The 24,518-nt window shown below is 68.4% G+C and carries 25 protein-coding genes; 13 read left to right on the forward strand and 12 right to left on the reverse strand.

Features of this window, described 5'->3' with window-relative positions:
• The first annotated feature begins 126 nt into the window (after positions 1-126).
• From CIW48_RS00575 to CIW48_RS00590, 4 genes are all read left to right on the forward strand, one after another.
• Positions 127-813, forward strand: coding sequence for a Crp/Fnr family transcriptional regulator (locus tag CIW48_RS00575; protein WP_091783579.1), 687 nt, complete (start codon positions 127-129; stop codon positions 811-813).
• A gap of 4 nt (positions 814-817) precedes the next feature.
• Entirely contained in the window at positions 818-1,876 is a 1,059-nt protein-coding gene (locus CIW48_RS00580) for an ABC transporter ATP-binding protein (RefSeq protein ID WP_149308107.1), read from the forward strand.
• 70 nt (positions 1,877-1,946) lie between these two features.
• Entirely contained in the window at positions 1,947-2,861 is a 915-nt protein-coding gene (locus tag CIW48_RS00585; RefSeq protein WP_149308109.1) for an ABC transporter permease subunit, read from the forward strand.
• The gene (locus CIW48_RS00590) at positions 2,858-3,631 is read left to right on the forward strand and encodes an ABC transporter permease subunit (RefSeq protein ID WP_149308111.1); all 774 of its coding nucleotides are present in this window, start codon (positions 2,858-2,860) and stop codon (positions 3,629-3,631) included. Before CIW48_RS00585 ends, CIW48_RS00590 begins: the two co-directional genes overlap by 4 nt.
• Before the next feature lie 6 nt (positions 3,632-3,637).
• Here CIW48_RS00590 and CIW48_RS00595 read toward each other — a convergent pair whose 3' ends face one another.
• Positions 3,638-5,098 carry a sodium:solute symporter gene (locus CIW48_RS00595; RefSeq protein WP_149308113.1) on the reverse strand — a complete coding sequence of 487 codons (1,461 nt, stop codon included), beginning with the start codon at positions 5,096-5,098 and terminating at the stop codon, positions 3,638-3,640.
• Positions 5,095-5,298 (reverse strand): DUF3311 domain-containing protein, encoded by a 204-nt coding sequence (locus CIW48_RS00600; RefSeq protein ID WP_149308115.1) that lies wholly within the window; start codon positions 5,296-5,298, stop codon positions 5,095-5,097. Before CIW48_RS00600 ends, CIW48_RS00595 begins: the two co-directional genes overlap by 4 nt.
• A gap of 197 nt (positions 5,299-5,495) precedes the next feature.
• On the opposite strand from CIW48_RS00600, the gene CIW48_RS00605 reads away from it, so the two are divergent.
• The gene (locus CIW48_RS00605) at positions 5,496-5,726 is read left to right on the forward strand and encodes a hypothetical protein (protein WP_149308117.1); all 231 of its coding nucleotides are present in this window, start codon (positions 5,496-5,498) and stop codon (positions 5,724-5,726) included.
• A 39-nt stretch (positions 5,727-5,765) separates the two neighbouring features.
• On the opposite strand, the gene ureG is transcribed toward CIW48_RS00605, so the two are convergent.
• The 6 genes from ureG to CIW48_RS00635 all read right to left on the reverse strand — a co-directional run bounded on the left by ureG (position 5,766) and on the right by CIW48_RS00635 (position 11,051).
• Positions 5,766-6,383 carry an urease accessory protein UreG gene (gene ureG / locus CIW48_RS00610; RefSeq protein ID WP_149308119.1) on the reverse strand — a complete coding sequence of 206 codons (618 nt, stop codon included), beginning with the start codon at positions 6,381-6,383 and terminating at the stop codon, positions 5,766-5,768.
• Between the two features lie 9 nt (positions 6,384-6,392).
• Positions 6,393-7,097, reverse strand: a complete 705-nt coding sequence (locus CIW48_RS00615) for an urease accessory UreF family protein (protein ID WP_246695076.1) — start codon at positions 7,095-7,097, stop codon at positions 6,393-6,395.
• Entirely contained in the window at positions 7,069-7,557 is a 489-nt protein-coding gene (locus CIW48_RS00620; RefSeq protein ID WP_149308121.1) for an urease accessory protein UreE, read from the reverse strand. The genes CIW48_RS00615 and CIW48_RS00620 overlap by 29 nt, the downstream gene beginning before the upstream one ends.
• Before the next feature lie 12 nt (positions 7,558-7,569).
• The gene (gene ureC / locus CIW48_RS00625; protein ID WP_149308123.1) at positions 7,570-9,297 is read right to left on the reverse strand and encodes an urease subunit alpha; all 1,728 of its coding nucleotides are present in this window, start codon (positions 9,295-9,297) and stop codon (positions 7,570-7,572) included.
• Positions 9,298-9,299: 2 nt separating this feature from the next.
• Positions 9,300-9,920, reverse strand: a complete 621-nt coding sequence (locus CIW48_RS00630) for an urease subunit gamma (protein ID WP_149308125.1) — start codon at positions 9,918-9,920, stop codon at positions 9,300-9,302.
• A gap of 117 nt (positions 9,921-10,037) precedes the next feature.
• Positions 10,038-11,051 carry a LysR family transcriptional regulator gene (locus tag CIW48_RS00635; RefSeq protein ID WP_149308128.1) on the reverse strand — a complete coding sequence of 338 codons (1,014 nt, stop codon included), beginning with the start codon at positions 11,049-11,051 and terminating at the stop codon, positions 10,038-10,040.
• Positions 11,052-11,148: 97 nt separating this feature from the next.
• On the opposite strand from CIW48_RS00635, the gene CIW48_RS34685 reads away from it, so the two are divergent.
• The 3 genes from CIW48_RS34685 to CIW48_RS00650 are packed head-to-tail and all read left to right on the forward strand — an operon-like array spanning position 11,149 to position 13,221.
• Positions 11,149-12,402, forward strand: a complete 1,254-nt coding sequence (locus CIW48_RS34685) for a GNAT family N-acetyltransferase (protein WP_149308130.1) — start codon at positions 11,149-11,151, stop codon at positions 12,400-12,402.
• Positions 12,399-13,013, forward strand: a complete 615-nt coding sequence (locus tag CIW48_RS00645) for a cysteine hydrolase (protein ID WP_149308132.1) — start codon at positions 12,399-12,401, stop codon at positions 13,011-13,013. The genes CIW48_RS34685 and CIW48_RS00645 overlap by 4 nt, the downstream gene beginning before the upstream one ends.
• A gap of 58 nt (positions 13,014-13,071) precedes the next feature.
• Positions 13,072-13,221 carry a hypothetical protein gene (locus CIW48_RS00650; RefSeq protein WP_246695077.1) on the forward strand — a complete coding sequence of 50 codons (150 nt, stop codon included), beginning with the start codon at positions 13,072-13,074 and terminating at the stop codon, positions 13,219-13,221.
• Here the strand turns inward: CIW48_RS00650 and CIW48_RS33060 are convergent, their stop codons facing one another.
• Both CIW48_RS33060 and CIW48_RS00655 read right to left on the reverse strand, forming a co-directional pair.
• On the reverse strand, positions 13,222-13,398 hold the full coding sequence (locus CIW48_RS33060; protein ID WP_173009144.1) for a hypothetical protein: 177 nt from the start codon (positions 13,396-13,398) through the stop codon (positions 13,222-13,224). It abuts the gene before it with no gap.
• 424 nt (positions 13,399-13,822) lie between these two features.
• On the reverse strand, positions 13,823-14,050 hold the full coding sequence (locus CIW48_RS00655) for an HOOK family protein (protein ID WP_091783620.1): 228 nt from the start codon (positions 14,048-14,050) through the stop codon (positions 13,823-13,825).
• 253 nt (positions 14,051-14,303) lie between these two features.
• Here CIW48_RS00655 and CIW48_RS00660 point away from each other — a divergent pair, with 253 nt between their 5' ends.
• The 5 genes from CIW48_RS00660 (at position 14,304) to CIW48_RS00680 (ending at position 22,013) form a co-directional block, all read left to right on the forward strand.
• Positions 14,304-15,557 (forward strand): efflux RND transporter periplasmic adaptor subunit, encoded by a 1,254-nt coding sequence (locus CIW48_RS00660; RefSeq protein ID WP_149308136.1) that lies wholly within the window; start codon positions 14,304-14,306, stop codon positions 15,555-15,557.
• 49 nt (positions 15,558-15,606) lie between these two features.
• Complete coding sequence (locus CIW48_RS00665; protein WP_149308138.1) at positions 15,607-18,771, forward strand: efflux RND transporter permease subunit; 3,165 nt, start codon at positions 15,607-15,609, stop codon at positions 18,769-18,771.
• 153 nt (positions 18,772-18,924) lie between these two features.
• Positions 18,925-20,061, forward strand: coding sequence for a CaiB/BaiF CoA-transferase family protein (locus CIW48_RS00670; RefSeq protein ID WP_149308139.1), 1,137 nt, complete (start codon positions 18,925-18,927; stop codon positions 20,059-20,061).
• 43 nt (positions 20,062-20,104) lie between these two features.
• Positions 20,105-20,854: a glucose 1-dehydrogenase gene (locus CIW48_RS00675; protein ID WP_149308141.1), complete on the forward strand. Its 750-nt coding sequence runs from the start codon at positions 20,105-20,107 to the stop codon at positions 20,852-20,854.
• Positions 20,855-20,864: 10 nt separating this feature from the next.
• Complete coding sequence (locus CIW48_RS00680; protein ID WP_149308143.1) at positions 20,865-22,013, forward strand: acyl-CoA dehydrogenase family protein; 1,149 nt, start codon at positions 20,865-20,867, stop codon at positions 22,011-22,013.
• Between the two features lie 268 nt (positions 22,014-22,281).
• On the opposite strand, the gene CIW48_RS00685 is transcribed toward CIW48_RS00680, so the two are convergent.
• Entirely contained in the window at positions 22,282-22,707 is a 426-nt protein-coding gene (locus CIW48_RS00685; protein ID WP_149308622.1) for an organic hydroperoxide resistance protein, read from the reverse strand.
• 86 nt (positions 22,708-22,793) lie between these two features.
• Positions 22,794-24,515 (reverse strand): adenine deaminase, encoded by a 1,722-nt coding sequence (gene ade, locus CIW48_RS00690; RefSeq protein ID WP_149308145.1) that lies wholly within the window; start codon positions 24,513-24,515, stop codon positions 22,794-22,796.
• Positions 24,516-24,518 lie beyond the last annotated feature (3 nt).

The following is a 24,518-nucleotide window of genomic DNA, read 5'->3' on the forward strand; positions in this document are numbered from 1 at the left end:
GCCCGATCGATCCAGCACCGCCCCGGTGGGGCGCAGCTTCACAGTGCGGGCTGCTCCCGTCCCCAGATCTGCTGGTCGGCCCCCGTCAGGGCAGGGACGGAGGCCGGAGTTGAGGGAACACGATCGATGGCGCGGCTGGGGACGATACCCTTCTTCAAGGATCCGGGCATCGAGCTCAGCCCCTACGAGCCCCGGTGCCACTGGCGCCGCTTCGACGAGAATGAGGTACTCGTCGACTTCGACGACATCTCCACCGACGTGTACTTCATCGCCTCCGGCGAGGTCCGCATCCTGAACCGGACCCAGTCCGGCAAGGAGGTCATCCTGGGTGAGATGCGGGGCGGGGCGTTCTTCGGCGAACTCGCGGCGATCGACGGGATCGGCCGCTCGGCCAACGTCACGGCGCTGACGCGGGGTGAGGTCTGCGTCGTGCCGGCGGCGGTATTCCGGCAGATCGTGTTCGCCTCCGAGGCGATCGCCGACCGGTTGTTCCGGCTTCTGGCCAAGCGCGTGCGCGAGCTGAACACGCGGCTCATGGAGCACGCCCTGCTCGACCTCAAGCACCGACTCTACGCCGAATTGCTGCGCCTTTCCGTTCCGCGGACCGGCACCACGGGGGAGCGGGTGGTCTCGCCGCCGCCTTACCATCACGTCCTCGCCGCCCGGATCGGCTGCCGCCGCGAGCAGGTGACCCGGGAATTCACCGCGATGGCCGCGGAAGGACTCGTGGACCGCACCCGAGGCGCCCTGGTCCTGCGCCGGCCGGATCTTCTGGAAGCGCGCGTGGCCGAGGCGCTGCGCGAGGATTCCTGATCCGTTGTCGGACCTGCCGGCGCCGCGCCTGCGGCTCGAGGAGCTGACCAAACGTTTCGGCACCCATCGCGCCGTCGATGCCGTGAGTCTCGATCTCGAGGCGGGTGAGTTCTTCTGCCTGCTCGGGCCGTCCGGCTGCGGCAAGAGCACCCTCCTGCGCATGATTGCAGGTTTCGAGACGCCAACCACCGGACGGATCCTGTTGGGTGAGCAGGACCTCACCGCATTGCCGCCCCATCGGCGGCCGGTGAACATGATGTTCCAGTCCTACGCCCTGTTTCCGCACATGAGCGTGGCCGGCAATATCGGATATGGCCTGAACGGACGCGGTCGCGCAGCGGTGGCGGAACGGGTGTCGGATCTCCTCAAGCTCGTGCGCCTCGACGGATTCGGCAGCCGTCGCCCGGACACGCTCTCGGGCGGTCAACGTCAGCGGGTCGCCCTGGCCCGGGCGCTGGCCCGGGAGCCGAAGCTGCTGCTGCTCGATGAGCCGCTCGGCGCGCTCGATCGCGGCCTGCGCGAGGAGACGCAGGGCGAGCTGCGCGCGGTCCAGCGCCGCCTCGGCACCGCCTTCGTCGTCGTCACGCACGATCCCGAGGAGGCGATGATGCTCGCCGACCGGATTGGCGTCATGGAGGCGGGCCGTCTGATCCAGGTCGGGCCGCCGGCCGACCTCTACAGGCGACCGGCGACCCGCTTCGTGGCCGGCCTGCTCGGCGACGTGAACCTCATTCCCGGCCGGCTCGGGCCTGTGAGCCCGGACGCGATCCGCACGGTCAAGACCGCGCACGGTCCCGTGCGGGGCGTCGCGGCGGCCGCGCTCGAGGAGGGCGCCGCCGTCGTGGTGGCGGTGCGGCCCGAGGATGTGGTGCTGGGTGCGGAGGGGCTGCCGGTGGCCGTCACCGACGTCGTGTTCCTGGGCGACCGGCTGCGCCGGACGCTGCGACTGCCCGACGGCGCGACCCTCCGGTCGAGCGGGCGGCCCGCGGAGGCCGGCGCGGCGCCGGGCTCGGACGCGCGGGCCGGCTTCCCGGCCGACGTCGCCGTGATCCTGCCGGCATGACGGCCGCCGTGTCGGAGGCCGACGGCGATCAGCGCCGGTCCGCGCGGCGGGGCGACCGGAGGCCGGGTCCGTGAGCGGGCGGAAGCCCGTCGGACTCTTCGACCGGTTGGTGCGCCTTCCGCCCTTCCTGTGGCTGGCAGCGTTTTTCCTGCTGCCCTTCGCCATCACTCTCAAGATCAGCCTATCGGAGCCGGCGACGGCGATCCCGCCGTACCTGCCTGTGCTCGACTGGCGGGCCGGGCTCGACGGCTGGTCGGCTTTTCTCGAAGCCCTGAACTTCGACAATTATCTGACGCTCTACGCCGACCCCCTCTACCGCGATGCCGCCCTCGGCTCCCTGGCCTATGCGGGCGTGGCCAGCCTGATCCTCGTCGCCCTCGGCACGCCGCTCGCTTACGCCCTGGCGCGGGCGCCGTCCCGTTGGCAGCCGCTGCTCGTGGCGCTGGTGATTGTGCCGTTCTGGACGAGCTTCCTGATCCGGATCTACGCCTGGATCGCGATCCTCAAGCCCGAGGGTTTGCTCAACCTCGGCCTGCGGCGTCTTGGGCTGATCGCCGAGCCGCTGACGATCCTCAACACCGACAGGGCCGTGATCATCGGACTTGTCTATGCGTATCTGCCATTCATGGTGCTGCCGCTCTACGCGGTGATGAATCGTCTCGATCCGACCCTGCGCGAGGCCGCGGCGGATCTCGGCGCCTCGCCGAGCCGGGTGTTCTGGACCGTGACCGTGCCGCTCAGCCTGCCGGGGATCGCGGCCGGCGCCGGTCTGTGCTTCATCCCGATGGTCGGCGAGTTCGTGATCCCGGATCTGCTCGGCGGGTCGGAGACGCTGATGCTCGGCCGGGTGCTCTGGACCGAGTTCTTCTCGAACCGCGATTGGCCGCTGGCCTCGGCGGTCGCCGTGCTGATCCTCGCCATCGTCATCGGACCGGTGGTGCTGTTCCGGGACAGCCTGCGCGCGGGCGAGGGTGAGGTGCCGTGACCTGGGTGACCCGCACCGCCCTGGCGGCCGGCCTCGCCTTCCTCTACGGGCCGATCCTGGTGCTGATCATGTACTCGTTCAACGCCTCGCCCCTGGTCACGGTCTGGGGCGGGTTCTCGACCCGCTGGTACGGCGCGCTGCTCTCCGACGCGCCGCTTCTCGCCGCCGCCTTGGTCTCCCTGAAGGTCGCGATCCTTGCGAGCCTGCTCGCCACGATCCTCGGCACGCTGGCGGCCCTCGCCCTGGAGCGGCAGGGTCGCTTCCGCGGGCGCGCCCTGTTCACGGGTCTCGTGTTCGGGCCGATCGTGATGCCGGAGGTGATGATCGGCCTGTCGCTCCTGCTGATGTTCATCGGGATCGGGCTGGACCGCGGCCTCGTGACGATCGTCATCGCCCACACGACATTCTGCACCGGGTTCGTGGCTGTGGTGGTCGGCGCGCGCCTGCGCGGCCTCGACCGATCGCTCGAGGAGGCCGCGGCCGACCTCGGCGCGGCGCCGGCGCGCGTGCTGATGACCGTGACGCTGCCGCTGCTGGCGCCCGCCCTCGCGGCCGGCGCGCTCCTCGCCTTCACCCTGTCGCTCGACGACCTGGTGATCGCGAGCTTCGTCTCCGGCCCGGGCTCGACCACCCTGCCGATGCGGCTCTACAGCCAGGTCCGGCTCGGGGTGAATCCGGAGATCAACGCGGCCTCGACCCTGCTCGTCGGGCTGGTGAGCGTCGCGGTGCTGCTGGCGTCCTGGCTCACCGCCCGCCGCGGACAGAGTTGAGCGGCGTCACTCGGCGGCCTGCGCGGCGGTCGCGCCCGCGCGCACCGTCCGCGCCACCACAACCGTCACGATGACGTTCACGACCAGCGCCACGATGCCGACATTCACGTCCTGGAGCGGCCCCAGGACGGGCAGCTTCGCGAGGCTGAACCCGCTCAGGACGGTCGCCGCCACGGTGGCGACGCCCGCGACGATGCCGGCGATCGCGGCGCGGCGGTCGAGGGGATTGCGGCGCATCAGGCTGGTGATGAAGCAGGGGAAGAGCTGCGTCACGAAGTTGTAGCCCATCAGCAGGAGCTGCACGATCGTGTCGCCGCCCGACAGGGTGAAGCCGACGCAGACCAGCGCCAGCACCGGCACGAGGATCTTGCACAGCCGCGCGGTCGCGGCGTCGTTCATGCCGGGGCGCAGCGGGCGGACGAGGTTGTTCGCCACCAGTGTCACGCCGGCGATCAGGATCATGGAGCCCGGGACGAGGGCGGTGAGCACACCCGTGGCGCCGATCAGCCCGATGACCCACGGCGGGAAGGTGGCCAGGGCGAGCTTGAACAGCGACAGGTCAACGTTGGGCCCCGTCAGGCCCGGCACCTGCATGACCGCGGTGAAGCCGATCACGAACACGAACAGGTTGATCAGCTGGTAGATCGGCAGGATCACCGCGTTGCGGCGGAAGGCGCTTGGCTCACGCGCCGTGTAGAGCGACGCGAAGGTGTGGGGCCACATATAGCCGCCGAGCGCGGTGAGCAGGACCGTGCTGGTGAACCACACCGGGCTCTGGCCGCGGTCGGGCAGGGCCAGGAACCCGGGCTTCGCAGCCTCGATCGCCGTGAACAGGCCCTCGTAGCCGCCGTAATAGTGAACCGGCAGGTAGATCCCGAGGAACACCACCACGAACAGGATGCTGGTGTCCTTGGTCACCGCCGTCCAGGCGGAGCCGTGCACGCCCGACACCACCACGTAGGCGGTGAGCGCGGCCGCGCCGATCCAGACCGCGGCGGTCGACGAGATCGCCCCGTAGGACGCCGTCGACACGATGATCCCGAGCCCCTTGAACTGCAGCACGAGGTAGGGGACGAGGGCGACGATCCCCACGAGCGCCACCAGCATGCCGAGCGCCCGGCTGCCGTACTTGCGCGCGAAGAAGTCGGGCTGCGTGTAAAGGTTGTTCTGCTTGGCGTAGCGCCAGACCGGCGGCAGCAGCCAGTACGATGTGACGTAGGCGAGCGTCAGGTAGCAGAGGATGTAGTAGGCGGGTCCGCCCTTGCCGTAGGCGATGCCGGAGCCGCCGAGGAACGTGAAGGTCGTGTAGATCTCCCCGGCCATCAGCAAGAAGACCAGGGCGGTGCCGAAGCCGCGGCCGCCGACGGTCCACTGCTCCAGCCCCATCTCGCGGCCGACCCGCGCGTAGAGGCCGAGGCCGATCGCCAGCGCGAAGCCGGCGGCCACGATGACGAGCGCGATGCTCATCGGGGATCCTCCGGCGCGCGATTCTGAGGGTCGGTCAGGTAGATCACCCCCATCACGGCCGAGGTTCCGATCACGCAGAACACCAGCCAGGCCAGGAGCAGCGGCAAGCCGAACACGAAGGGCTCGACCCGGTTCAGGACGAACGGGCCGACGAGGATGCCGAGGAAGGGCAGGGCGGCCAGCCACCGCAGATTTCGCATGCGCGATACCGTTCAGAAGGCCTCGATATCGCGGGTTGAATCAGTCGCGGAGCGCTGTCAACGCCGCGAGCGCCCAACGGCGCGCATCGCGATCACGTCTGCGTGCTGTGCGCTCGCGCACGCGGCCGCGCTTCGAGCGCGCATATCCTCGTGACGCGTCGCGCTGTCCGACACGGCGGACGCCGAGGGATTTCACGATGACCCGCACTCTGACCATCGCGGCGTTGGCCGCGCTCCTCGCCGTTCCGGCGGTCCAGGCGGAAGCCCGCGCGCGGCACACACCCGCCAAGGCGCAGCCCGGCGCCGCGATCAAGGCGCGCCAGACCGTCATGAACGGTTTCAACGCGCGGATGAGTCGCCTGGACGCGCTCATGGGCGTTCCGACCACGTCGTCGATCCGCGCGCGCTCGGCCGAGGCCGGGCGCTAGGTAGCTTGGCGCGCCGGCCGCTCGGACCGGCGCGTCACCTCAGCGGCCCAGGCCGCCCGCCTCCTCGACGAAGCGCGCCACTGCGTCCGCGCCCGCCCCCTCGCGCAGGGACGCGAAGACGTAGGGCCGGGTGCCGCGCATCCGCCGCGTGTCGGATTCCATCACCGACAGGTCCGCGCCGACAAGCGGCGCGAGGTCGGTCTTGTTGACGATCAGAAGATCGGACCGGGTGATGCCCGGGCCGCCCTTGCGGGGGATCTTCTCGCCGCCGGCCACGTCGATCACGTAGAGCGTTATGTCGGCGAGTTCCGGCGAGAACGTTGCCGCGAGATTGTCGCCGCCGGACTCGATCAGCACGAGGTCGAGCTTCGGGAAGCGCCGGTTCATCTCGGCGACGGCGGCGAGATTGATCGAGGCATCCTCGCGGATCGCGGTGTGCGGACACCCCCCGGTCTCGACGCCGATGATTCGCTCCTCCGGCAGGGCACCCGCGACGGTAAGGATCCGCGCGTCCTCCTTCGTGTAGATGTCGTTGGTGATGGCGCAGATCTCGTAGCGGTCGCGGAAGCGCTTGCAGAGCTGCTCCATCAGGGCGGTCTTGCCGGAACCGACAGGTCCGCCGATGCCGACGCGGAGGGGTCCGTTGGTGGGGGTCATGCTGCGGACTCAGGATCGGAAGATGCGGGAATACTGGGTCTCGTGCTGGAAGGAGCCGAGATCCAGGCGGAAGGTGGCGGCACCGAGAGCGTCGAGATCCGCTTCGGCGGCCGCCTCGGCGAACCCGGCGAGGCGCGGCGCGAGGGCGGCGACGACCCGCGTGCCGGCGGCCTGACCCACGGGCGCCGCCCGGAGGGCCGCGGAGACGAGGTTCTGGAGGAAGGCGAGGCCGTAGGCGGCGAGCACGGGGCCCGGCGCCATGCGGTGTGCGCCGGCCGCCAGCCCCACCGTGACCGGATAGGCGACCGGGCCCGGCAGTTGCTCCGCCAGGGCGGCCAGGGCGTCGCAAGGCCACGCGCCGCGCGTCGCGTCGAGGAAGCTCCGGCCCTGCTGGCTCGTCTCTAGGTGCAGCTCGCGCGACGGCGCCAGCGCCAGGGCGAGGTCGTTGACGGCGATCAGCGCGGGGACGTCGGTGGACAGCGCCGCCGCGTGGGCGTGCGCGGCCAGGATCAGGTCATTGCGCAGGGCGCCGCGCTCGCAGACGTCCCGGAGCCACGCCGTCAGGCTCGCCTCGTCGCGGACGTCGCCCGCCTCGACCGCCCATTCCAGCCCGTGCGAGTAGGCATAGGCGCCGACCGGGTAGCCGGGCGACAGCCACGCCATCAGGCGCAGCGCCTCCAGGGCCTCAGCTTGCGGCATGGTGGTGGCCGCCATGCGGGTGGTCGTGATCGTGCCCGTGACCGCCGGAATAGGCGCCGCCCTCCGGCCGGAACGGGCGCTCTACCGGCTCGGCGGTGCCGCCGAGGCCATGGACCATCTCGGCGAGGACGTGGTCGTGCGCGATCCAGACCGCGTCCGCGCCGATCTCGGCGGCGATGTGCCGGTTTCCGATGTGCCAGATCAGGCGCTTGAGCGCGTGATCGCTGGCAGCCCGGATCTCGAGCAGACGCTCCGGCGCGGCCTCGACCCAGACGAGGCGTCCGTCCTGCAGGACCAGGGCGTCGCCGTCCTCCAGCACGGTCGGCTCCGGGAGGTCCAGCAGGAAGCCCAGCCCCCCGGCGCCGCGCATGGCGACGCGGCGGCGGTGGCGGTCGCCGTGATCGAGGACGACGCGGTCGACGATCTCACCGCCCGACAGGGCGTCGCGGCGGATGATGCGGGTGGCGCGGATCATGGATGGCCGCGCTCAGAACAAGAAGTAGCGCTGCGCCATCGGCAGGACCTCGGCCGGCTCGCAGACCAGCAGCTCGCCGTCGGCGCGCACGTCGTAGGTTTCCGGATCGACCTCGATGACCGGCGTCGCGTCGTTCAGCACCATGCTCTTCTTCGAGATGCCGCCGCGGACGTTCTCCACCGCGACCAGCTCCTTCTGCGCGCCCAGCCGCTCCCGCAGACCGTCCTCCACCGCCGCCCGGGAGACGAAGGTGAGGGCGGTGGCGAAGGGCACCCGTCCGTAGGCGCCGAACATCGGCCGGTAATGGACCGGCTGCGGTGTCGGGATCGACGCGTTGGGGTCGCCCATGGGTGCGGCCGCGATGCTGCCGCCCTTCAGCACGAGGTCGGGCTTCACGCCGAAGAAGGCCGGATTCCACAGCACGAGGTCGGCGAGCTTGCCCGCCTCGACCGAGCCGATGTGACGGGAGATGCCGTGCGCGATGGCCGGGTTGATCGTATACTTGGCGACGTAGCGGCGCGCCCGCAGGTTGTCGGTACCGGACGCGTCGCCCGGCAGGGCGCCCCGCTGGCGCTTCATCTTGTCGGCGGTCTGCCACGTGCGGATGATAACCTCGCCGACCCGGCCCATCGCCTGGCTGTCGGACGACATCATCGAGAGCGCGCCGATATCGTGCAGGATGTCCTCGGCCGCGATGGTCTCGCGCCGGATCCGGCTCTCCGCGAAGGCGAGATCCTCGGGGATCGACGGGTCGAGATGGTGGCAGACCATGAGCATGTCGAGATGCTCGTCGATCGTGTTCCACGTGTAGGGCCGCGTCGGGTTGGTCGAGGACGGGAGCACGTTCGGCAACCCGGCCACCTTGATGATGTCCGGCGCGTGGCCGCCGCCCGCGCCCTCGGTGTGGAAGGCGTGGATGGTCCGGCCCTTGAAGGCCGCGATCGTGTCCTCGACGAAGCCCGATTCGTTGAGCGTGTCGGTGTGGATCATGACCTGGATGTCGTGGGCGTCCGCCACCGACAGGCAGGTGTCGATCGCCGCGGGCGTGGTGCCCCAATCCTCGTGCAGCTTGAGCGCGCAGGCGCCTGCGCGCACCATCTCGACGAGGCTCTCCGGCCGCGACGCGTTGCCCTTGCCGGCGAAGGCGAGGTTCATCGGGAAGGAATCCGCCGCCTCGATCATCCGGGCGATGTGCCAGGGGCCCGGCGTGCAGGTGGTGGCGAAGGTGCCGTGCGCCGGTCCGGTGCCGCCGCCGAGCATCGTGGTGATGCCCGAGCAGAGCGCCTCCTCGATCTGCTGCGGGCAGATGAAGTGGATGTGGCTGTCGAAGCCGCCCGCCGTCAGGATCTTGCCCTCGCCGGCGATCACCTCAGTCCCAGGCCCGACCACGATGTCGACCCCGGGCTGCACGTCCGGGTTGCCGGCCTTGCCGAGCCGGAAGATCCGGCCCCGCACGATCCCGACATCGCATTTCACGATGCCCCAATGGTCGAGGACCACGGCGTTGGTGATCACCGTGTCGACGGCGCCGTCGGCGTTCGTGGCCTGGCTCTGGCCCATGCCGTCGCGGATGACTTTGCCGCCGCCGAACTTCACCTCCTCGCCGTAGGTGGTGAAGTCGCGCTCGATCGTGATCTCCAGGCCGGTATCGGCGAGGCGGACGCGGTCGCCGACCGTGGGGCCGAACATGTCGGCGTAGGCCGACCGGGGCAGGCTGGCGGGCTTGGGCGTGTTGGCCATGGTCAGAGCTTGCCCATCACGTCGCCGCGGAACCCGTAGACGGTGCGCCCGCCGGAGAGCGGCACCAGCGCGACCTCCCGCGTCGATCCCGGCTCGAAGCGCACGGCGGTGCCCGGCGCGATGTCGAGGCGCTTGCCGCGGGCCTCCTCGCGCGGGAATATGAGGCCCGGATTGACCTCGAAGAAGTGATAGTGCGAGCCGACCTGGATCGGCCGGTCCCCCACGTTGGCCACCTCGATCACGGTCCGCTCGGCGCCAGGGTTGAACACGATCTCGCCCGGCAAAGTCGTCACCGCGCCGGGGATATCGGCCGAGGCCGCGCCGCGGATCGGGTGGTGCACGGTGACGAGCTTGGTGCCGTCCGGGAAGGTCGCTTCCACCTGGATGTCGTGGATCATCTCGGGCACGCCCTCCATCACCTGATCGGCGGTCAGCACGGTGGCGCCGGCCTGCATCAAGTCGGCCACGGTGCGGCCGTCCCGGGCGCCCTCGACCACGAAGTCGGTGATCAGCGCCACCGCCTCCGGATGGTTGAGCTTCACGCCGCGGGCGAGGCGATTGCGCGCCACCTGCGCCGCCATGGCAATGAGCAACTTGTCCTTCTCTCGGGGCGTCAGCAGCACGGGCAACCTCGTCGTCGCGGCGGCCGGAGCAAGGATCATGCGCGCGGCGCGGTCAAGGGCGTGCGTCGGCCGTTGCAGGACCCGGACCACCGCGGGTGCAGCGCGCAGCGTCGGCCGTCACGGTGTCATGGCGACAAACCCGGCGAACAGATCTGGCAAGGCCGACCCCTTGACGGCGCCCGGCAGGTCACGCGGATGGATGAACTCGTCCCGGAACCACGGATAACGCTTCGGATCGAAGGAGGATCGCAGCCAATCGATCGTCCGCCGCACGCGGGTAATCCGCTCCGCATCCGGGTGATAGGTCAGCCAGATGTCGACGCCGAAACGGCCCAGATTGTCCAACGGAACGACCTGAGCGCCGATTGCGCTGGCATAGGTGGGCAGCAATCCGATTCCGGCCCCCTTGGCGATTGCCCAGTAATACGCGCTGCTGACATTGACTTTCAGCGTGATCGGGACCTTGGCGGGAAAGCCTGGGACTGTCCTCACATAGTCTTCGAGCGGCACGGTCTGCCCGCCATCCTGAACTACGATGCGATGGCGCTCGAGATCTTCGGGGCGGATCGGCAGCCCATAGGTGTCTTCGTAGATCCGCGCGGCGTACGGCATCATGTGGATCCGGCCGAGCTTGACCACGCGAAGGTCCGGGCTGGTCGGCCGCGTCAACTGGATAGCCACGTCGGCCTCAAGCCGCAGGACATCGGCGGATTCCATGGCGCAGCGCAGGTCAACGGTCAGACGCGGGTTCGCGCGCTGGAACTCGACGAGGCGCGGCGCGAGCCAGAAGGCACCCAGACCTTCCGTGACGGCAATCCGCACCTCGCCGGTCTCGGCGAAGGGGGTGGCCTCGCCCGTTCGCACCAGGCTGAAAGCCGCCGCCTCCATGCGGGCGGCGGCTTCCAAAATCGCGTGACCCTCGGCGGTGAGACGGATGCCGTCGACATGGCGCGTCAGCAGGGGCGAACCAATCAGGGCTTCCAGATCGGCGATCCGCCGTCGCACCGAGTTCACCGATAGGCCGAGCTTCAAGGCGGCCGACCGGAAGCTCCCGGACCGCTCGAGCATCAGGAAGACCCGAATGCTCTGCCAGTCAGGCATCGCCTCCCGGCTCGCCTCGGCCTGTTCCATTGACGGAACGCCCCTGTTCCAAATTTTGCACAGACAACCAGAGCGCTAGATGCGAAGTGCTGGACCGTCAATCCGAAACCGAATGACAGGTCATCCGATGACGCTGCATATCACGCGCGCTCAGTTCGTTGCGCGGGACGCGGATCAATTTGGAACAGCGCCAGTCTCTGCGGAGCCACGCCATGATTTGAGCGCGCTGCGCGTCGACCGTGTTGCCCGTCATCTCGTTATCTTCATGCCGACACCAAGTGATCTGCAACAGTTGATCGAAGATGCACGAACGAATCTGCCCGATCTTGCATCGGTCCAGGCTGTCCGGCGCGTAATGTCGATCAATCCCGACAGCGTCGTTGCGATCGCACAGAGACATAAATTCAATGCTGCGCAGCCTAGAGGTGAAGGTTTCGTCGCCTGCCTGATGCTGAACGCAGACGGTCTGACCGCCCTCAAGGACGGAACTCTCGACACGGCGGAGCCGCCGGTCGCGATGCTGGCCGGTCAACACGAACGTCCGGCCGGGATCTACGTCTGGGCCGTCTATGCGCGGCGACGGCTTGCCGGCGGCGTCAGCCTCGTCTTCGACCGTCTGTCGAGCCCGACCTATCGCGGCGTCGATTTCTATGCCCGGGCGGCGACGCCCGAGGGCGCGGATCTCCTCACGACGCTCGGCTTCACTCTCAGGAACACCGCCCGCGGCGACCTGTATCATTTCGGGCGTGGGCCGAAAGGGGATCCGGCACCCCCCTATGACAGTCACAAGCCGGGCGGGACCGGAATCAGCGTCGCGGTGGCCAGAAACCTGGAAGATCTGTCCCGGGTGATCGCCCTGCGCGCAGCCGTGTACATGGGCGAGCAGGCCTGCCCTTACGAGGAGGAATTCGACGGCAACGATCTCTCTGCAACGCACCTGATCGGCTATGTCGGCGACGAGCCGGCGGGCTGCCTGCGCATCCGGTTCTTCGCAGATTTCGCGAAGATCGAGCGCCTGGCGGTCCGGGCCGAGTTCCGCAACACCCGCATGGCCTTCGCGCTGGTCCGGGCCGGGATCGAGCTGGCGCGGGTCAAGGGCTACCGCCGTCTCTACGGTCATGCCCAGAAGCGCCTTGTCGGCTTCTGGAGCCGCTTCGGCTTCCGGGTCTTCGAGGGCGCCCAGGAACTGGTGTTCTCAGATTTCGACTACATCGAAATGCTGATGGAAGCGGACCCGCATCCGCAAGCCATCGGCCTCGGCGTCGATCCGTACGTCATCATCCGGCCGGAAGGCCGCTGGCACCGGGCTGGCGCGCTCGACCGCTCGCGGAGCCGCGCCGTGACCCGTCCGTCCGTCGACCGGGAGGTCGCGGCGCGATGAATCGGCCGCTCAATCCGGCGCTGTATCGCCACCCGCGCAGCGTCCCGGTGCTGGTGCTGGTAGACATGCAGCAGGAATACGAGATTGCGGGCCGTCCGCTCGCCGTTCCGAAAATCGGGCCCGCACTCCTGAACTGCCGCCGCGCGCTCTCACATGCCCGCGAGAGCGGCATGCAGGTGGCCTATGTCCGCTGGGTCGGCGCTCCGCTGTTCCAGGCAGGCAGCCGCTTCGCCCGCTGGATCGAAGGGTTCGAACCGCATGGCTGCGACATGATCTTCGATCGGGACCGGCCCTCCTGCTACGCCAGTCCCGCCTTCGCCGACGCGATGGAGCGCGGCTTGCCGCCGCTGGTCATCGCGGGGTTCGCCGGCGAGTCGTCCTGCCTCGCAACGGCGGTCGATGGCTACCACCGCGGACAGGCGGTGACCTTCCTGTCCGATGCCTCCGCCAGCCACGGCCTGGAGGATATCGCCGCTCATGAGATCCACCGATCGGTGAGCGCGATCATGCGGGTGTTCGGTGACGTCACGGACACGCAATCCTGGATCGCCACCTCCTCCCCGTTCAAGCCCATGCTCGCCGCTTCAAGGCCCACGCACAGCAATGACTGACCGAGCCCAGAATCCCGGGAACCCGGACGACATCCCACTGCGTGACGAGGATGTGGACATGCGCCTCGGCAAGCACGCGATCGCGCTGCTTCAGGCGGCGCGCGACGCTGGAGAGCCGACGCTGATCGCGCAGGCCGAGGCCATGGCGATGGCGGTCGGCTTCCTGCTGGCGAGCCGACTTCCCGAGTGGAAGCCGGCGACCGACTGATCAATCCGCTCCGTCGCCGCCGATCAAGCGCATGGCACGCAGGCGCGCGGTCCGCTCGTCCCGCGCGCTTCGGTCTGCGGCGAGGGCACGCCACAGCGCCTGTAGCTCGATCTCGTGAGGCGTATCGGTGATTTCGTCGGCGTCGCGTATCGTGCGGGCGTGATCGAAGGCGTCCATGTTTAAAATCTCGCGCCTTGAGTTACGGTGCGGTACCAGGGCAGCGTCGGGATCGTCCAGCCCGAAAGATGGGCAGATCTTGTACAAGCCGACGTGATCGTCACGCCCAGGGAAATCCGTCGCCGGCAAACCAGCGCCTGAGCCGAGCGTTCGCGCGGGACGATCCAAATGCCGCCATTGGTCTCAGCAGACGCAGGGCTTGTATTGTGCGCATTGAAACCAAACACGGCCTTCTGCCGCGATATAGCAATATATATTCCCAGATAACCAGTAGACTTTGCAATATAAACGAACTTAACCTCGATTTTTCACTTACGGCATGTCTTTGACAGGGGGTGAGACCAGCGAAAGGCCCAGAAACATACCGGACATCGAACTATGCCAATCCGGCTCCGCAGCGGTCCCGGCGAGAGGACCCAGGACGTCAGGCCTGAGATTGCGTCAGCACGGCGATGATGGATTCGACCATTTCGATCTGCTCCTGCACCGCCACGAGCCGTGGTCCGGCTTCCGCGCCGTCACCCAGCACGAAGGTGCCCTTCTGCCGTCGCACGTCGCGCAGCTTGCGCACCGACGCGACGATGATTTGCCGCTCCTCAATGAGCGCATCGCGGAGCTCGTTCAGACCGTCCAGTTCCAAAGTCGAGGCCATGGGGAATCCCGGTCTCACATCCTGCGCGCGGCAACGGCGAACAGCCCGCTCCGACGCGCCGGGTAGGAATCGTCCAGATAGGGCGTCGGACGCAGCGGCGCGACCTGGTATCGGCGGCGGTAGCACGCTTTCTGTGGGGGAACATTGCTGCGATCCATGGAGTGCCGCGGTGCCCAGCGAGCGCGTTGTATGCTACTGAATGCAAAATATCCCGGTTCGCGGCGCGGTGGGATCAACGGGCGGACATCGGCGCATGCTGCGTGAAGACGGGCACGATTCCGACGCATCTCGATCAGACGAGACCGTTGCGCTCAGGGGCGACTGCGACATGCCTCGACCGGCATCCGGCCCGACACCCAAGCGCTTCGGTGCGGCCCGCCTGATCCTGCTGCTTCTCGCTGTCGTGGGCGGCGGCGCTTACGGCTACACGCGTTTGAATTCGACCGCCGCGCCGTCCAAGGCGGTCGCTCCGCTTCCTGTTCCCGTCACCCTCGGTACGGTCGAGCAGGGGCCGTTCGCACTCGTGTCGAACGGTCTGGGCACCGTTCAGGCTTACAACACCGTCCAGGTGCGCACACGCGTCGACGGCGAGATCCAGCAGGTCGCGTTCCGCGAGGGCCAGACCGTCCACAAGGGGGACGTTCTGGTGCAGATCGATCCGCGGCCCTACCAGGCAGCGCTGGACCAAGCGAAGGCCAAGAAGGAACAGGACACGGCCAATCTCGGCAACGCCAAGGCCGACCTCGTCCGCTACACGGGACTGGGCGCCTACGCCTCTCGGCAGCAGACCGAGACGCAGACGGCCCTGGTCGCCCAGCTCACTGCGCAGGTAGCTTCCGATCAGGCCGCCATCGACAATGCCACGACCCAACTCGGCTACGCGACCATCCGCGCCCCCATCGGCGGCGTGACCGGCTTCCGGCAGGTCGACATCGGCAACATCGTCAACGCGGCCGGCCAGACCCCGATCGTGACGATCACGCAGGTCGAGCCGATCTTCGTGGTTTACACAGCTCCAGAGGATCAGCTGCCCGCGATTACCGCGGCGCTGAAAGCGGGCGACGTGCCGGTCGAGGCCTGGACCACCGACGGCCTGACCAAGCTCGCCGACGGCAAGCTCGCCCTTTTCAACAATCAGGTCGATACCGCGACCGGTACGATCCGGCTCAAGGCCGTCTTCGAGAATAAGACCCACGCGTTGTGGCCAGGCCTGTCGGTATCCACCAAGATGCGGGTCGGTACGGTCGCCCTCGCCATGACCGTGCCGGACGACGCGATCCAGCATGGGCCAGACGGCCTATTCGCCTTCGTGGTGGATGACGCCAGCCGGGCGCATCAGCGCGCGCTGAAGGCGGGACGCTCGGATTCCGGACGGACCCGGATTCTCAGCGGCGATCTCCAACCCGGCGAGCGGGTGATCACCGCCGGGCAGTACAAGGTACAGGACGGCAGCCTCGTGGCCGATCCGCATGCTGCCCACACCGCGCAGGCGGAGGGGGTCCAGTAATGGTCCTGGCACACACGCCGATGCGCGGACCGTCGCGCGGGACAAGGCCATGAAGGGCGGCATCTCCGCGCCGTTCATCCGGTTCCCGGTGGCGACCACGCTAATCATGGTCGGCATCCTGTTCCTGGGCGTCGTTGCCTACCCGCTGCTGGGCGTCGCGCCGCTGCCGCAGGTGGACTTCCCGACGATCCAGGTGACCGCGCAGCTCCCCGGAGCCAGCCCGGAGACGATGGCGTCGTCGGTTGCGCAGCCCCTGGAGCGGCAGTTCTCGCAGATCCCGGGCGTGTCGCAGATGACCTCGACAAGTTCCCTTGGGATCTCGACGGTCACGGTCCAATTCGATCTCAACCGGAATATCGACGGTGCGGCGAGCGACATCCAGGCGGCGATCAACGCCGCCAGCGGCCAGCTCCCGAAGAACCTCCCGACACCGCCGACCTACCGCAAGGTCAACCCCGCCGATTCGCCGATCCTGCTGCTGTCGGCCACCTCCGACAGCATGCCGCTGATCGACGTGGACGACGCCGTCGACGTGCAGCTCGCCCAGCGGATCAGCCAGATCTCGGGCGTCGCCCAGGTCTTCATCGGCGGTCAGCAGAAGCCGGCGGTGCGCGTCCAGATCGATCCGGCCAAGCTCGTCGCCAAGGGTCTGTCGCTGGAGGACGTGCGCGCGCAGCTAACCCTTACCACGGTCAACAATCCCAAGGGCAGCATCGACGGCGGCAGCCACAGCTACACGATCTACGCAAACGATCAGCTCACCGCGGCGAAGAACTGGAACGACGTCATCATCGCCTATCGCGACGGTGCGCCGCTGCGCGTGCGGGATATCGGCCAAGCTGTTGCCGGTCCAGAGGACACCAAGCAGGCGGGCTGGACCAATGGCAAGCGCGGCATTTTCCTGGTCGTGTTCAAGCAGCCCGGCGCCAACGTTATCGACACGGTGGACAGCATCAAGGCTCAGCTGCCGCGCCTGACAGCTACGCTGCCGGCCGCCATCAACGTCGGCATCCTCAGCGACCGCACCCAAACGATTCGCGCATCGGTGGAGGACGTACAATTTACCCTCGTGCTCACGATCGCACTGGTCGTCGGGGTGATCTTCGTCTTCCTGCGCAGCTTCTGGGCGACCGTAATCCCAAGCGTGACTGTGCCGCTCGCTCTCCTCGGAGCCTGCGCGCTGATGTGGATGGCGGGCTACACCCTCGACAATCTCTCGCTGATGGCCCTGACCATCTCGGTTGGCTTCGTGGTCGACGACGCCATCGTCGTGCTGGAGAACATCAGCCGCTACGTCGAGGAGGGCATGCGCCCCATGGAGGCCGCGTTCAAGGGCGCGGGCGAAATCGGCTTCACCATCGTGTCGATCTCGGTGTCGCTGATCGCGGTTCTGATCCCGCTCCTGCTGATGGGCGGCATCATCGGCCGGCTGTTTCGAGAATTCGCGGTGGTGCTGTCCATGACCATCGCGGTATCGGCCTTCGTCTCCCTGACGCTTACCCCGATGATGGCCTCGCGTCTGCTCAAGCCCCACGAGGCCGAGCGCCACGGCCGCCTCTACCGGATGAGCGAGGCCGCTTTCGATTGGCTGCTCGCGGTCTACGCCGACGCCCTCGACGTCGCCCTCCGCTTCCGCCGCGCGACGCTCCTCGTCTTCTTCGCCACGCTGGCTCTGACCGGCTACCTGTTCGTGGCGATCCCGAAGGGCTTCTTCCCGCAGCAGGACACAGGCTTCATGATCGGCGTCACCGAGGCGGGTCAGGACATCTCGTTCTCGGCGATGAAGGTGCTGCAGGAGAAGGTCGGCGCAATCGTCCAGGCCGATCCGGCGGTGTCGACGGTCGGCATGTCGCTCGGCGGCAACGGCCAGGCGCTCAATTCCGGGCGCATGTACATCACGCTGAAGCCCCGCGACGAGCGGGACGCCAACGCGTTCCAGGTGATCGGCCGGCTGCGCCCGAAGCTCGAGCGTGTGGCAGGCATCCGGACCTTCATCCAGGCGACCCAGGACGTGCGCACCGGCGGCCGCACCTCGCGGACGCAATTTGAGTACACCCTCCAGGATCCGGACCTCGCTGAGCTGAACACCTGGGCGCCGCGCATCCTCGACAAGATGAAGACGCTGCCGGAGCTGCGGGACGTCGCCACAGACCAGCAGACCCGGGGTACGACGCTGACGCTGTCGATCGACCGCGACGCCGCCTCGCGCTACGGCATCACGCCCCAGCTCATCGACGACACACTCTACGACGCGTTCGGCCAGCGCCAGATCGCGCAGTACTTCACGCAGCTGAACAGCTACCACGTGGTGCTGGAGGTGCTGCCGGCGCTGCAGGGCAGCGTCGAGAGCCTCGACAAGATCTACATCAAGGCGCCGATCGGCGGCGGGCAGGTGCCGCTCGCCGCCTTCGCCCACTGGACGACCGATCCGGTGGCGCCGCTCGCCGTGAACCACCAGGGCCAGTTCCCGGCGGTGACGATCAGCTTCAACCTCGCCCCCGACGTCGCCCTCGGCCAGGCCACGGAAGCGATCGGCCGGGCGATGCGGGAGTTGCAGGTGCCGGCGACCGTGGTGAGCGGCTTCCAGGGCACCGCACAGGCCTTCCAGCAATCGCTCTCGACGGTGCCGCTGCTGATCCTGGCGGCACTGTTCGTGGTCTACCTGATCCTCGGCATCCTCTACGAGAGCTTCATCCACCCGATCACAATCCTGTCGACGCTGCCATCGGCCGGTGTCGGCGCCTTGGCGGTACTGATGTGGGCAGGGTTCGACTTCAGCCTGATCGCGCTGATCGGCATCATCCTCCTCATCGGCATCGTGAAGAAGAACGGCATCATGCTGGTCGACTTCGCCATCGTGGCCGAGCGGGAGGAGGGTCTCTCGCCCGAGGCCGCGATCCGGAAGGCCGCGCTGCTGCGCTTCCGGCCGATCCTCATGACAACGATGGCGGCGCTCCTCGGCGGCATCCCGCTGATGATCGCCACCGGCACGGGTTCGGAGATCCGGCAGCCGCTGGGCTACGCCATGGTCGGCGGCCTCGCGGTGAGCCAGGTGCTGACGCTGTTCACCACGCCGGTGATCTACATCTACCTCGACCGGCTTGCTCACCGGCTTTCTTTCCGCGACCGGCCGGAGGCGACGGAAGTCGCTCGCGAAGACGCGGCGCCGGTGGAGGAGGTTCGCGGGCCGCCCGCTCTGCGCGCGGCGGAGTGAGTTCGACCCTCGTCCTCGCCGACATCGCCCGAGCGCCTGCTGGAGGCCGACGAGCGGGCTGCCCTGTCACCACCGCCGGCTTGGCGGAGCCTGCGGCCGTTCCACTTGCTCCGACTCTGGCTCCGCGGAGCGGCGCAGAAACGAAGGGTGCGGATGAGCCAGACGCTGCCGCTGCGAGGACTGACCGTACTCGCCCTGGAGCAGGCCGTCGCCGCGCCCTACTGCACCTCGCGGCTCGCCGATGCCGGGGCGCGGGTCATCAAGATCGAGCGGCCGGAGGGTGATTTCGCCCGCGGCTACGACGCGGCGGTCAACGGGCTCGCGAGCTATTTCGTGTGGCTCAACCGCGGCAAGGAGAGCCTCGTCGCCGACATCAAGGATCCTGCGGATGTGCGCCTGCTGCACGCGATCCTCGCGCAGGCCGACGTGTTCGTGCAGAACCTCGCCCCGGGGGCGGCGGCGCGGGCCGGCTTCGGCTCGGCGGAGCTGCGCGCGCGCTACCCCCGGCTGATTACCGTCGACATCTCGGGCTACGGCTCCGGCAACGCCTACAGCAACCTGAAGGCCTACGACCTGCTGGTCCAGGCCGAGAGCGGGCTCGCCGGGATTACCGGCCACCCAGCCGGACCCGGGCGCGTTGGCGTCTCCGTCTGCGACGTCGCCTGCGGGATGGACGCCCATGCCGCGGTCCTTGAAGCGCTGATCGCCCGCGGGATCAACGGGCAGGGTTGTGCTCTGGAGGTCAGCCTGTTCAGCGGCGCAGCCGACTGGATGAACGTGCCGCTGCTCTACTTCGAGGGGACGGGCATGGCCCCGCAGCGGGTCGGCCTCGCGCATCCGTCGATCTGCCCCTACGGCGCCTTCCCCACGGCCGACGGGAGCCTCGTGCTGATCTCGATCCAGAACGAGCGCGAATGGGTGAGCTTCTGCGCCGGCGTGCTCGGTGAGCCGGATCTCGCCCGGGCCGAGGGCTTCGCGTCCAACAATGACCGGGTGGCGAACCGCGCCGCGGTCGACCTGCGCATCGGCGCCGAGCTGGTGCGGCTGAGCCGCGAGGCGGCCGCCGCCCGGCTGAAGGCGGCAGGCATTGCCTACGGCTTCGTCAACACCCTGGCAGACCTCGCCACGCACCCGGCCCTGATCCGCGCGGAGGTTCGCACGCCTTCTGGGCCGGCCCGGATCGTGGCGCCACCGGTGCTGATCGACGGCGCAGTCCGCGGGCTCGGTCCCGTCCCGGCGATCGACGAGCACGGCGCACGGATCCGGGCGGAATTCGCGCGCAAGGACTAACGGCCCAGATACGACGGCACATCAGAATGGGCGGGAGGAAACGATGAGACTGAACGGCAAGATCGCGCTCGTGACGGGGTCCGGCAGCGGCTTCGGGGCCGGGATCGCCCAGCGCTTCGCCGCGGAGGGCGCCAAGGTGGCCTGCGTCGACATCGACGGTGCGGCGGCCGAGCGTGTCGCGGCGGCGCTCGGCGACAACGCGATCGCGATCACCGCCGATGTCGGGCTGGCGGCCGACGTCGCCGCCAGCGTCGCCGAGACGCGGCAGCGCTTCGGGGTTCCGAACATTCTCGTCAACAACGCCGGCACCACCCACCGCAACAAGCCGCTGATGGAGGTGACGGAGGAGGATTTCGACCGGGTCTTCCGGGTCAACGTGAAGTCGATTTTCCACTACGTCCGGGCAGTCGCCCCGCTGATGCGCGAAGCGGGCGGCGGCGCGATCCTGAACGTCAGCTCGACGGCGGCGCTGCGGCCGCGGCCGGGTCTGACATGGTACAACGCTTCCAAGGGCGCGGCGAGCCTGGCCTCGAAGTCCCTCGCCCTGGAGCTGGCCCCCTGGAAGATCCGGGTGAACGCTCTCTGCCCGGTCATGGGTGCCACGGGGCTCCTCGAGCACTTCATGGGCGTCCGCGACACGCCCGAGAATCGTGATCGGTTCATCGCCACGATTCCGCTCGGTCGACTGTCGGAAGCGAGCGACATCGCCGCGGCGGCGCTGTTCCTCGCCTCCGACGAGGCGGCGTTCATCACCGGCGTCGATCTGCCCGTCGACGGCGGCCGCACGGCCTGAGGAGGTCTCGATGGAAGCCTATACCGAGATCCGCGAGGCTGTCGCCAAGCTCTGCGCCGGCTTCCCGGGACCGTACTGGCGGGCCCTCGACCGGGAGATGGCATACCCGACGGAGTTCGTGAATGCGCTGACTGAGAGCGGTTACCTGTCTGTCCTGATCCCCGAGGAGTACGGCGGCTCCGGCCTGCCGCTCTCCGCCGCGGCTGCGATCCTCGAGGAGGTGCAGCGGGCGGGCTGCAACGGCGGCGCCTGCCATGCGCAGATGTACACGATGGGCACGCTGCTCCGGCACGGCTCCGCGGCGCAGAAGGCCGAATACCTGCCGTCGATCGCGGAAGGCCGCCTGCGGCTCCAGGCCTTCGGCGTGACTGAGCCAACCTCCGGCACCGACACGGGCAGCCTGAAGACGACGGCGCGCCTGGAGGGCGACCGCTACGTCGTCAATGGCCAGAAGATCTGGACCAGCCGCGCCGAGCATTCGGACCTGATGCTGCTCCTGGCCCGCACGACACCGAAGGCAGACGGCATGAAGCGCACGGACGGCCTGTCGGTGCTCCTCGTCGATATGCGCGAAGCGAAAGGCAATGGCCTGACAATCCGGCCGATCCGCACGATGATGAACCACGCCACCACGGAGATCTTCTTCGACAATCTCAGGGTGCCGGCGCAAAACCTCATCGGGGAGGAGGGCAAGGGCTTCCGCTACATTCTGTCCGGCATGAACGCGGAGCGGATCCTGATCGCCGCCGAGTGCATCGGCGACGCCAAGTGGTTCATCGACAGGGCCCGGGCCTATGCCGCCGAGCGCTCCGTCTTCGGGCGGCCGATCGGCGCCAACCAGGGCGTGCAATTCCCGATCGCCAAGGCCTACGCGAACATGCGCGCGGCCGAGCTGATGGTCCGCGAGGCGCTGACCTTCTACGAGGGCGGCGCTAATCCCGGGGCTGAGGCAAACATGGCCAAGATGCTCGCGGCGGACGCCTCCTTCGAGGCGGCCAACGCCTGCATTCAGACCCATGGCGGCTTCGGCTTCGCCGAGGAGTACGACGTGGAGCGCAAGTTCCGCGAGACGCGCCTCTACCAAGTCGCGCCGATCTCCACGAACCTGATCCTCGCCTACCTGTCCGAACACGTCCTCGACCTGCCGCGCTCGTACTGACGGGACCCATCTCGACACTGGCAGCGGCTGGATCTGGGAGATGGGCGCGAGAAGATCCGTGGTGGACGTCGGAAAATCCAAGGGCGTCCGGGATAGGTTCTCTGCCAGTACGGTCGCCGCGAAAACAGCGAAGAAGAGCCGCGATGCGCGACATGGGGCCTGGAGGGGCCGCCTTAACGGCTCCGCGGTGCAAACGAGGACGGAGTGGCCGCATTCAGGAGCCAGCGAAGGCGGGCTTCGCCGAGACGAAGCCCGCTCGAAAGCCCCGTCAGGCCAGCTTCAAACCCACATTGACGTTGCCGCGGGTCGCATTGGAGTACGGGCACACTTGATGCGCGGCATCGACGAGCTTCTGCGCGTCCGTGCGGTCGAGGCCCGGCAGACTGATCGTCAGGTCGGCGGTAATACCGAATCCGCCCTCGGAGCGTGGGCCGATGCCGACATCGGCGGTGACGGTCGTGTCCGCCGGTACCTTCAGCTGCATCGAAGGCGCGACGGCTTTCATGGCGCCGAGGAAACAGGCCGAGTAGCCGGACGCGAAGAGCTGCTCCGGGTTGGCGCCCGGACCACCTGCGCCGCCGAGCTCCTTCGGGGTCGAGAGCTTGACCTCGAAGCTGCCGTCGGCCGTCCGAGCGGCGCCGTCGCGGCCTCCGGTGGCAGTGGCGGTGGTGCGGTACTTCACGTCTACGGGCATGGGTATCTCCGGTTTGAGGAACGCCGTCGGCATGTAGGTGCCGACTGGCTTCCGCACAGCCCAGGTAGATTGCGCGCAATCTAATTTCAAGGGTCAATCAGTACGAAGCGGTCGACATCCACGAGCCCCCGGTCGGTGATCTTGAGGTGGGGAATGACCGGCAGCGGCAGGAACGCCACCTGCAGGAAGGGCTCGGGGAGGACGACATCGAGGCTTCGCGCCGCCTCGCGCAGGGTTACGAGCGCTTGCCGTATGGCGTCGAACGGCATCAGGCTCATCAGGCCGGCGACCGGCAGCGCGATCTCGGCCAGCACGCGGCCACCCTCGACCACCACGAAGCCGCCCTCGATCTCGCCGAGGCGGTTCACCGCCACCGCCATGTCGGCATCGTCCGCCCCGACGACCGTGATATTGTGGCTGTCATGCCCGACCGACGAGGCGATGGCGCCGCGCCTGAGACCGAAGCCCTTCACGAACGCGACCCCGATGCCGCGCGATCCCGGCGGTGTCCGGCCGTGGCGCTCGACCACGGCGACCTTGATGACGTCCTGATGGAGGTCGATCCGGCGTTCGCCGCCGGAAAACGGGAGGGTGAGGTCGTGACGCAGGGTGATGATCTTGCCGGGAACGACACCGATCACCGGCGTCGACGGCCCGGAACCCGGCGCGGCGAAATCCGCGGCTGTCACCCGGCGCGCCCGCACGCTCCGGCGGCCGATCGGCTCAATCGCGGCACGCGTGTCGAAGAGCGCCGCGTCAATTGGCCGACCCGCACTGAGCACTTGCGAGACCGCGCAGGCGGCCAGATCGTCGAGCACCACGAGATCGGCGCGCTGGCCGGGCGCGACCAGGCCCCGGTCGTGCAGCCCGAAGGCCCGGGCTGCCGACCAGGACGACGCACGATAGGCGGCCAGCGGCGGCACGCCGAGGGCGATGGCCGTGCGGATGATGAAGTCGAGGTGGCCCTCCTCGGCGATGTCGAGGGGGTTCCGATCGTCGGTGCAGAATGCCAGGAACGGCGCCGTCCGGTCGGTCAGGATCGGCGCGAGGGCGTGCAGGTCCTTGCAGACCGAGCCCTCGCGGATCAGCACGGTCATACCCTTGGAGAGCTTCTCGCGGGCCTCCTCGGGCGACGTCGCCTCGTGCTCGGTGCGGATGCCAGCCGTGATGTAGCCGTTGAGACCGAGGCCGCGCAGGAGCGGGGCGTGGCCGTCGATGTGCCGTCCCTGGAAGGCCGCGAGCTTGTCGAGCACGGCTGGATCCGCCGCCAGCACGCCCGGGAAGTTCATGAATTCCGCGAGCCCGATTACTTTCGGATGCGCCGCGAAGGGCAACAGATCGTGCGCCTCGATCCTGGCGCCCGACGTCTCCAGATGATCGGTTGCCGGGACGCAGGAGGAGAGCTGCACCCGCAGATCCATCACCAGGGTTTCGGAGGCGCCCAGGAACCACGTGAAGGCGTCGGTGCCGAGCACGTTGGCCATCTCGTGCGGGTCGCAGATCCCGGTGGTGACGCCGTGCGGCAGAACGCAACGCTCGAATTCCTGGGGCGGCATCAGCGACGATTCGACGTGGAAATGCGTGTCGATGAAGCCCGGCACCACGACCTTGCCGGAGACGTCGATCTCCCGGGCGCCGCGGTACTGGCCGAAGGTCCCGACGATCCGGTCGCCGCAGATCGCGATGTCAGACGCAACGAGGTCGCCTGTAACGAGGTCGAGGAAGCGGCCGCCTTTCAGAACGAGATCGGCGTCGGCCCGGCCCCGACCCTGCGCGATGGCCCGCCGGAGGAAATCCACCTGTGTCATCGC

This window comes from Methylobacterium sp. P1-11 (assembly GCF_008329595.1).
Lineage (GTDB): Bacteria > Pseudomonadota > Alphaproteobacteria > Rhizobiales > Beijerinckiaceae > Methylobacterium.

Coding starts and splice junctions, on each gene's coding strand:
- CIW48_RS00660 (WP_149308136.1), top strand. CDS start 14,304: ATGCTGCGTGAAGACGGGCACGATTCCGACGCATCTCGATCAGACGAG.
- CIW48_RS00675 (WP_149308141.1), top strand. CDS start 20,105: ATGAGACTGAACGGCAAGATCGCGCTCGTGACGGGGTCCGGCAGCGGC.
- CIW48_RS00680 (WP_149308143.1), top strand. CDS start 20,865: ATGGAAGCCTATACCGAGATCCGCGAGGCTGTCGCCAAGCTCTGCGCC.
- CIW48_RS00595 (WP_149308113.1), bottom strand. CDS start 5,098: ATGAGCATCGCGCTCGTCATCGTGGCCGCCGGCTTCGCGCTGGCGATC.
- CIW48_RS34685 (WP_149308130.1), top strand. CDS start 11,149: ATGACGCTGCATATCACGCGCGCTCAGTTCGTTGCGCGGGACGCGGAT.
- CIW48_RS00615 (WP_246695076.1), bottom strand. CDS start 7,097: ATGGCGGCCACCACCATGCCGCAAGCTGAGGCCCTGGAGGCGCTGCGC.
- CIW48_RS00650 (WP_246695077.1), top strand. CDS start 13,072: ATGCGCCTCGGCAAGCACGCGATCGCGCTGCTTCAGGCGGCGCGCGAC.
- CIW48_RS33060 (WP_173009144.1), bottom strand. CDS start 13,398: ATGGACGCCTTCGATCACGCCCGCACGATACGCGACGCCGACGAAATC.
- ureG (WP_149308119.1), bottom strand. CDS start 6,383: ATGACCCCCACCAACGGACCCCTCCGCGTCGGCATCGGCGGACCTGTC.
- CIW48_RS00665 (WP_149308138.1), top strand. CDS start 15,607: ATGAAGGGCGGCATCTCCGCGCCGTTCATCCGGTTCCCGGTGGCGACC.
- CIW48_RS00600 (WP_149308115.1), bottom strand. CDS start 5,298: ATGCGAAATCTGCGGTGGCTGGCCGCCCTGCCCTTCCTCGGCATCCTC.
- CIW48_RS00655 (WP_091783620.1), bottom strand. CDS start 14,050: ATGGCCTCGACTTTGGAACTGGACGGTCTGAACGAGCTCCGCGATGCG.
- CIW48_RS00605 (WP_149308117.1), top strand. CDS start 5,496: ATGACCCGCACTCTGACCATCGCGGCGTTGGCCGCGCTCCTCGCCGTT.
- CIW48_RS00620 (WP_149308121.1), bottom strand. CDS start 7,557: ATGATCCGCGCCACCCGCATCATCCGCCGCGACGCCCTGTCGGGCGGT.
- CIW48_RS00685 (WP_149308622.1), bottom strand. CDS start 22,707: ATGCCCGTAGACGTGAAGTACCGCACCACCGCCACTGCCACCGGAGGC.
- ureC (WP_149308123.1), bottom strand. CDS start 9,297: ATGGCCAACACGCCCAAGCCCGCCAGCCTGCCCCGGTCGGCCTACGCC.
- CIW48_RS00635 (WP_149308128.1), bottom strand. CDS start 11,051: ATGGAACAGGCCGAGGCGAGCCGGGAGGCGATGCCTGACTGGCAGAGC.
- CIW48_RS00645 (WP_149308132.1), top strand. CDS start 12,399: ATGAATCGGCCGCTCAATCCGGCGCTGTATCGCCACCCGCGCAGCGTC.
- CIW48_RS00575 (WP_091783579.1), top strand. CDS start 127: ATGGCGCGGCTGGGGACGATACCCTTCTTCAAGGATCCGGGCATCGAG.
- ade (WP_149308145.1), bottom strand. CDS start 24,515: ATGACACAGGTGGATTTCCTCCGGCGGGCCATCGCGCAGGGTCGGGGC.
- CIW48_RS00670 (WP_149308139.1), top strand. CDS start 18,925: ATGAGCCAGACGCTGCCGCTGCGAGGACTGACCGTACTCGCCCTGGAG.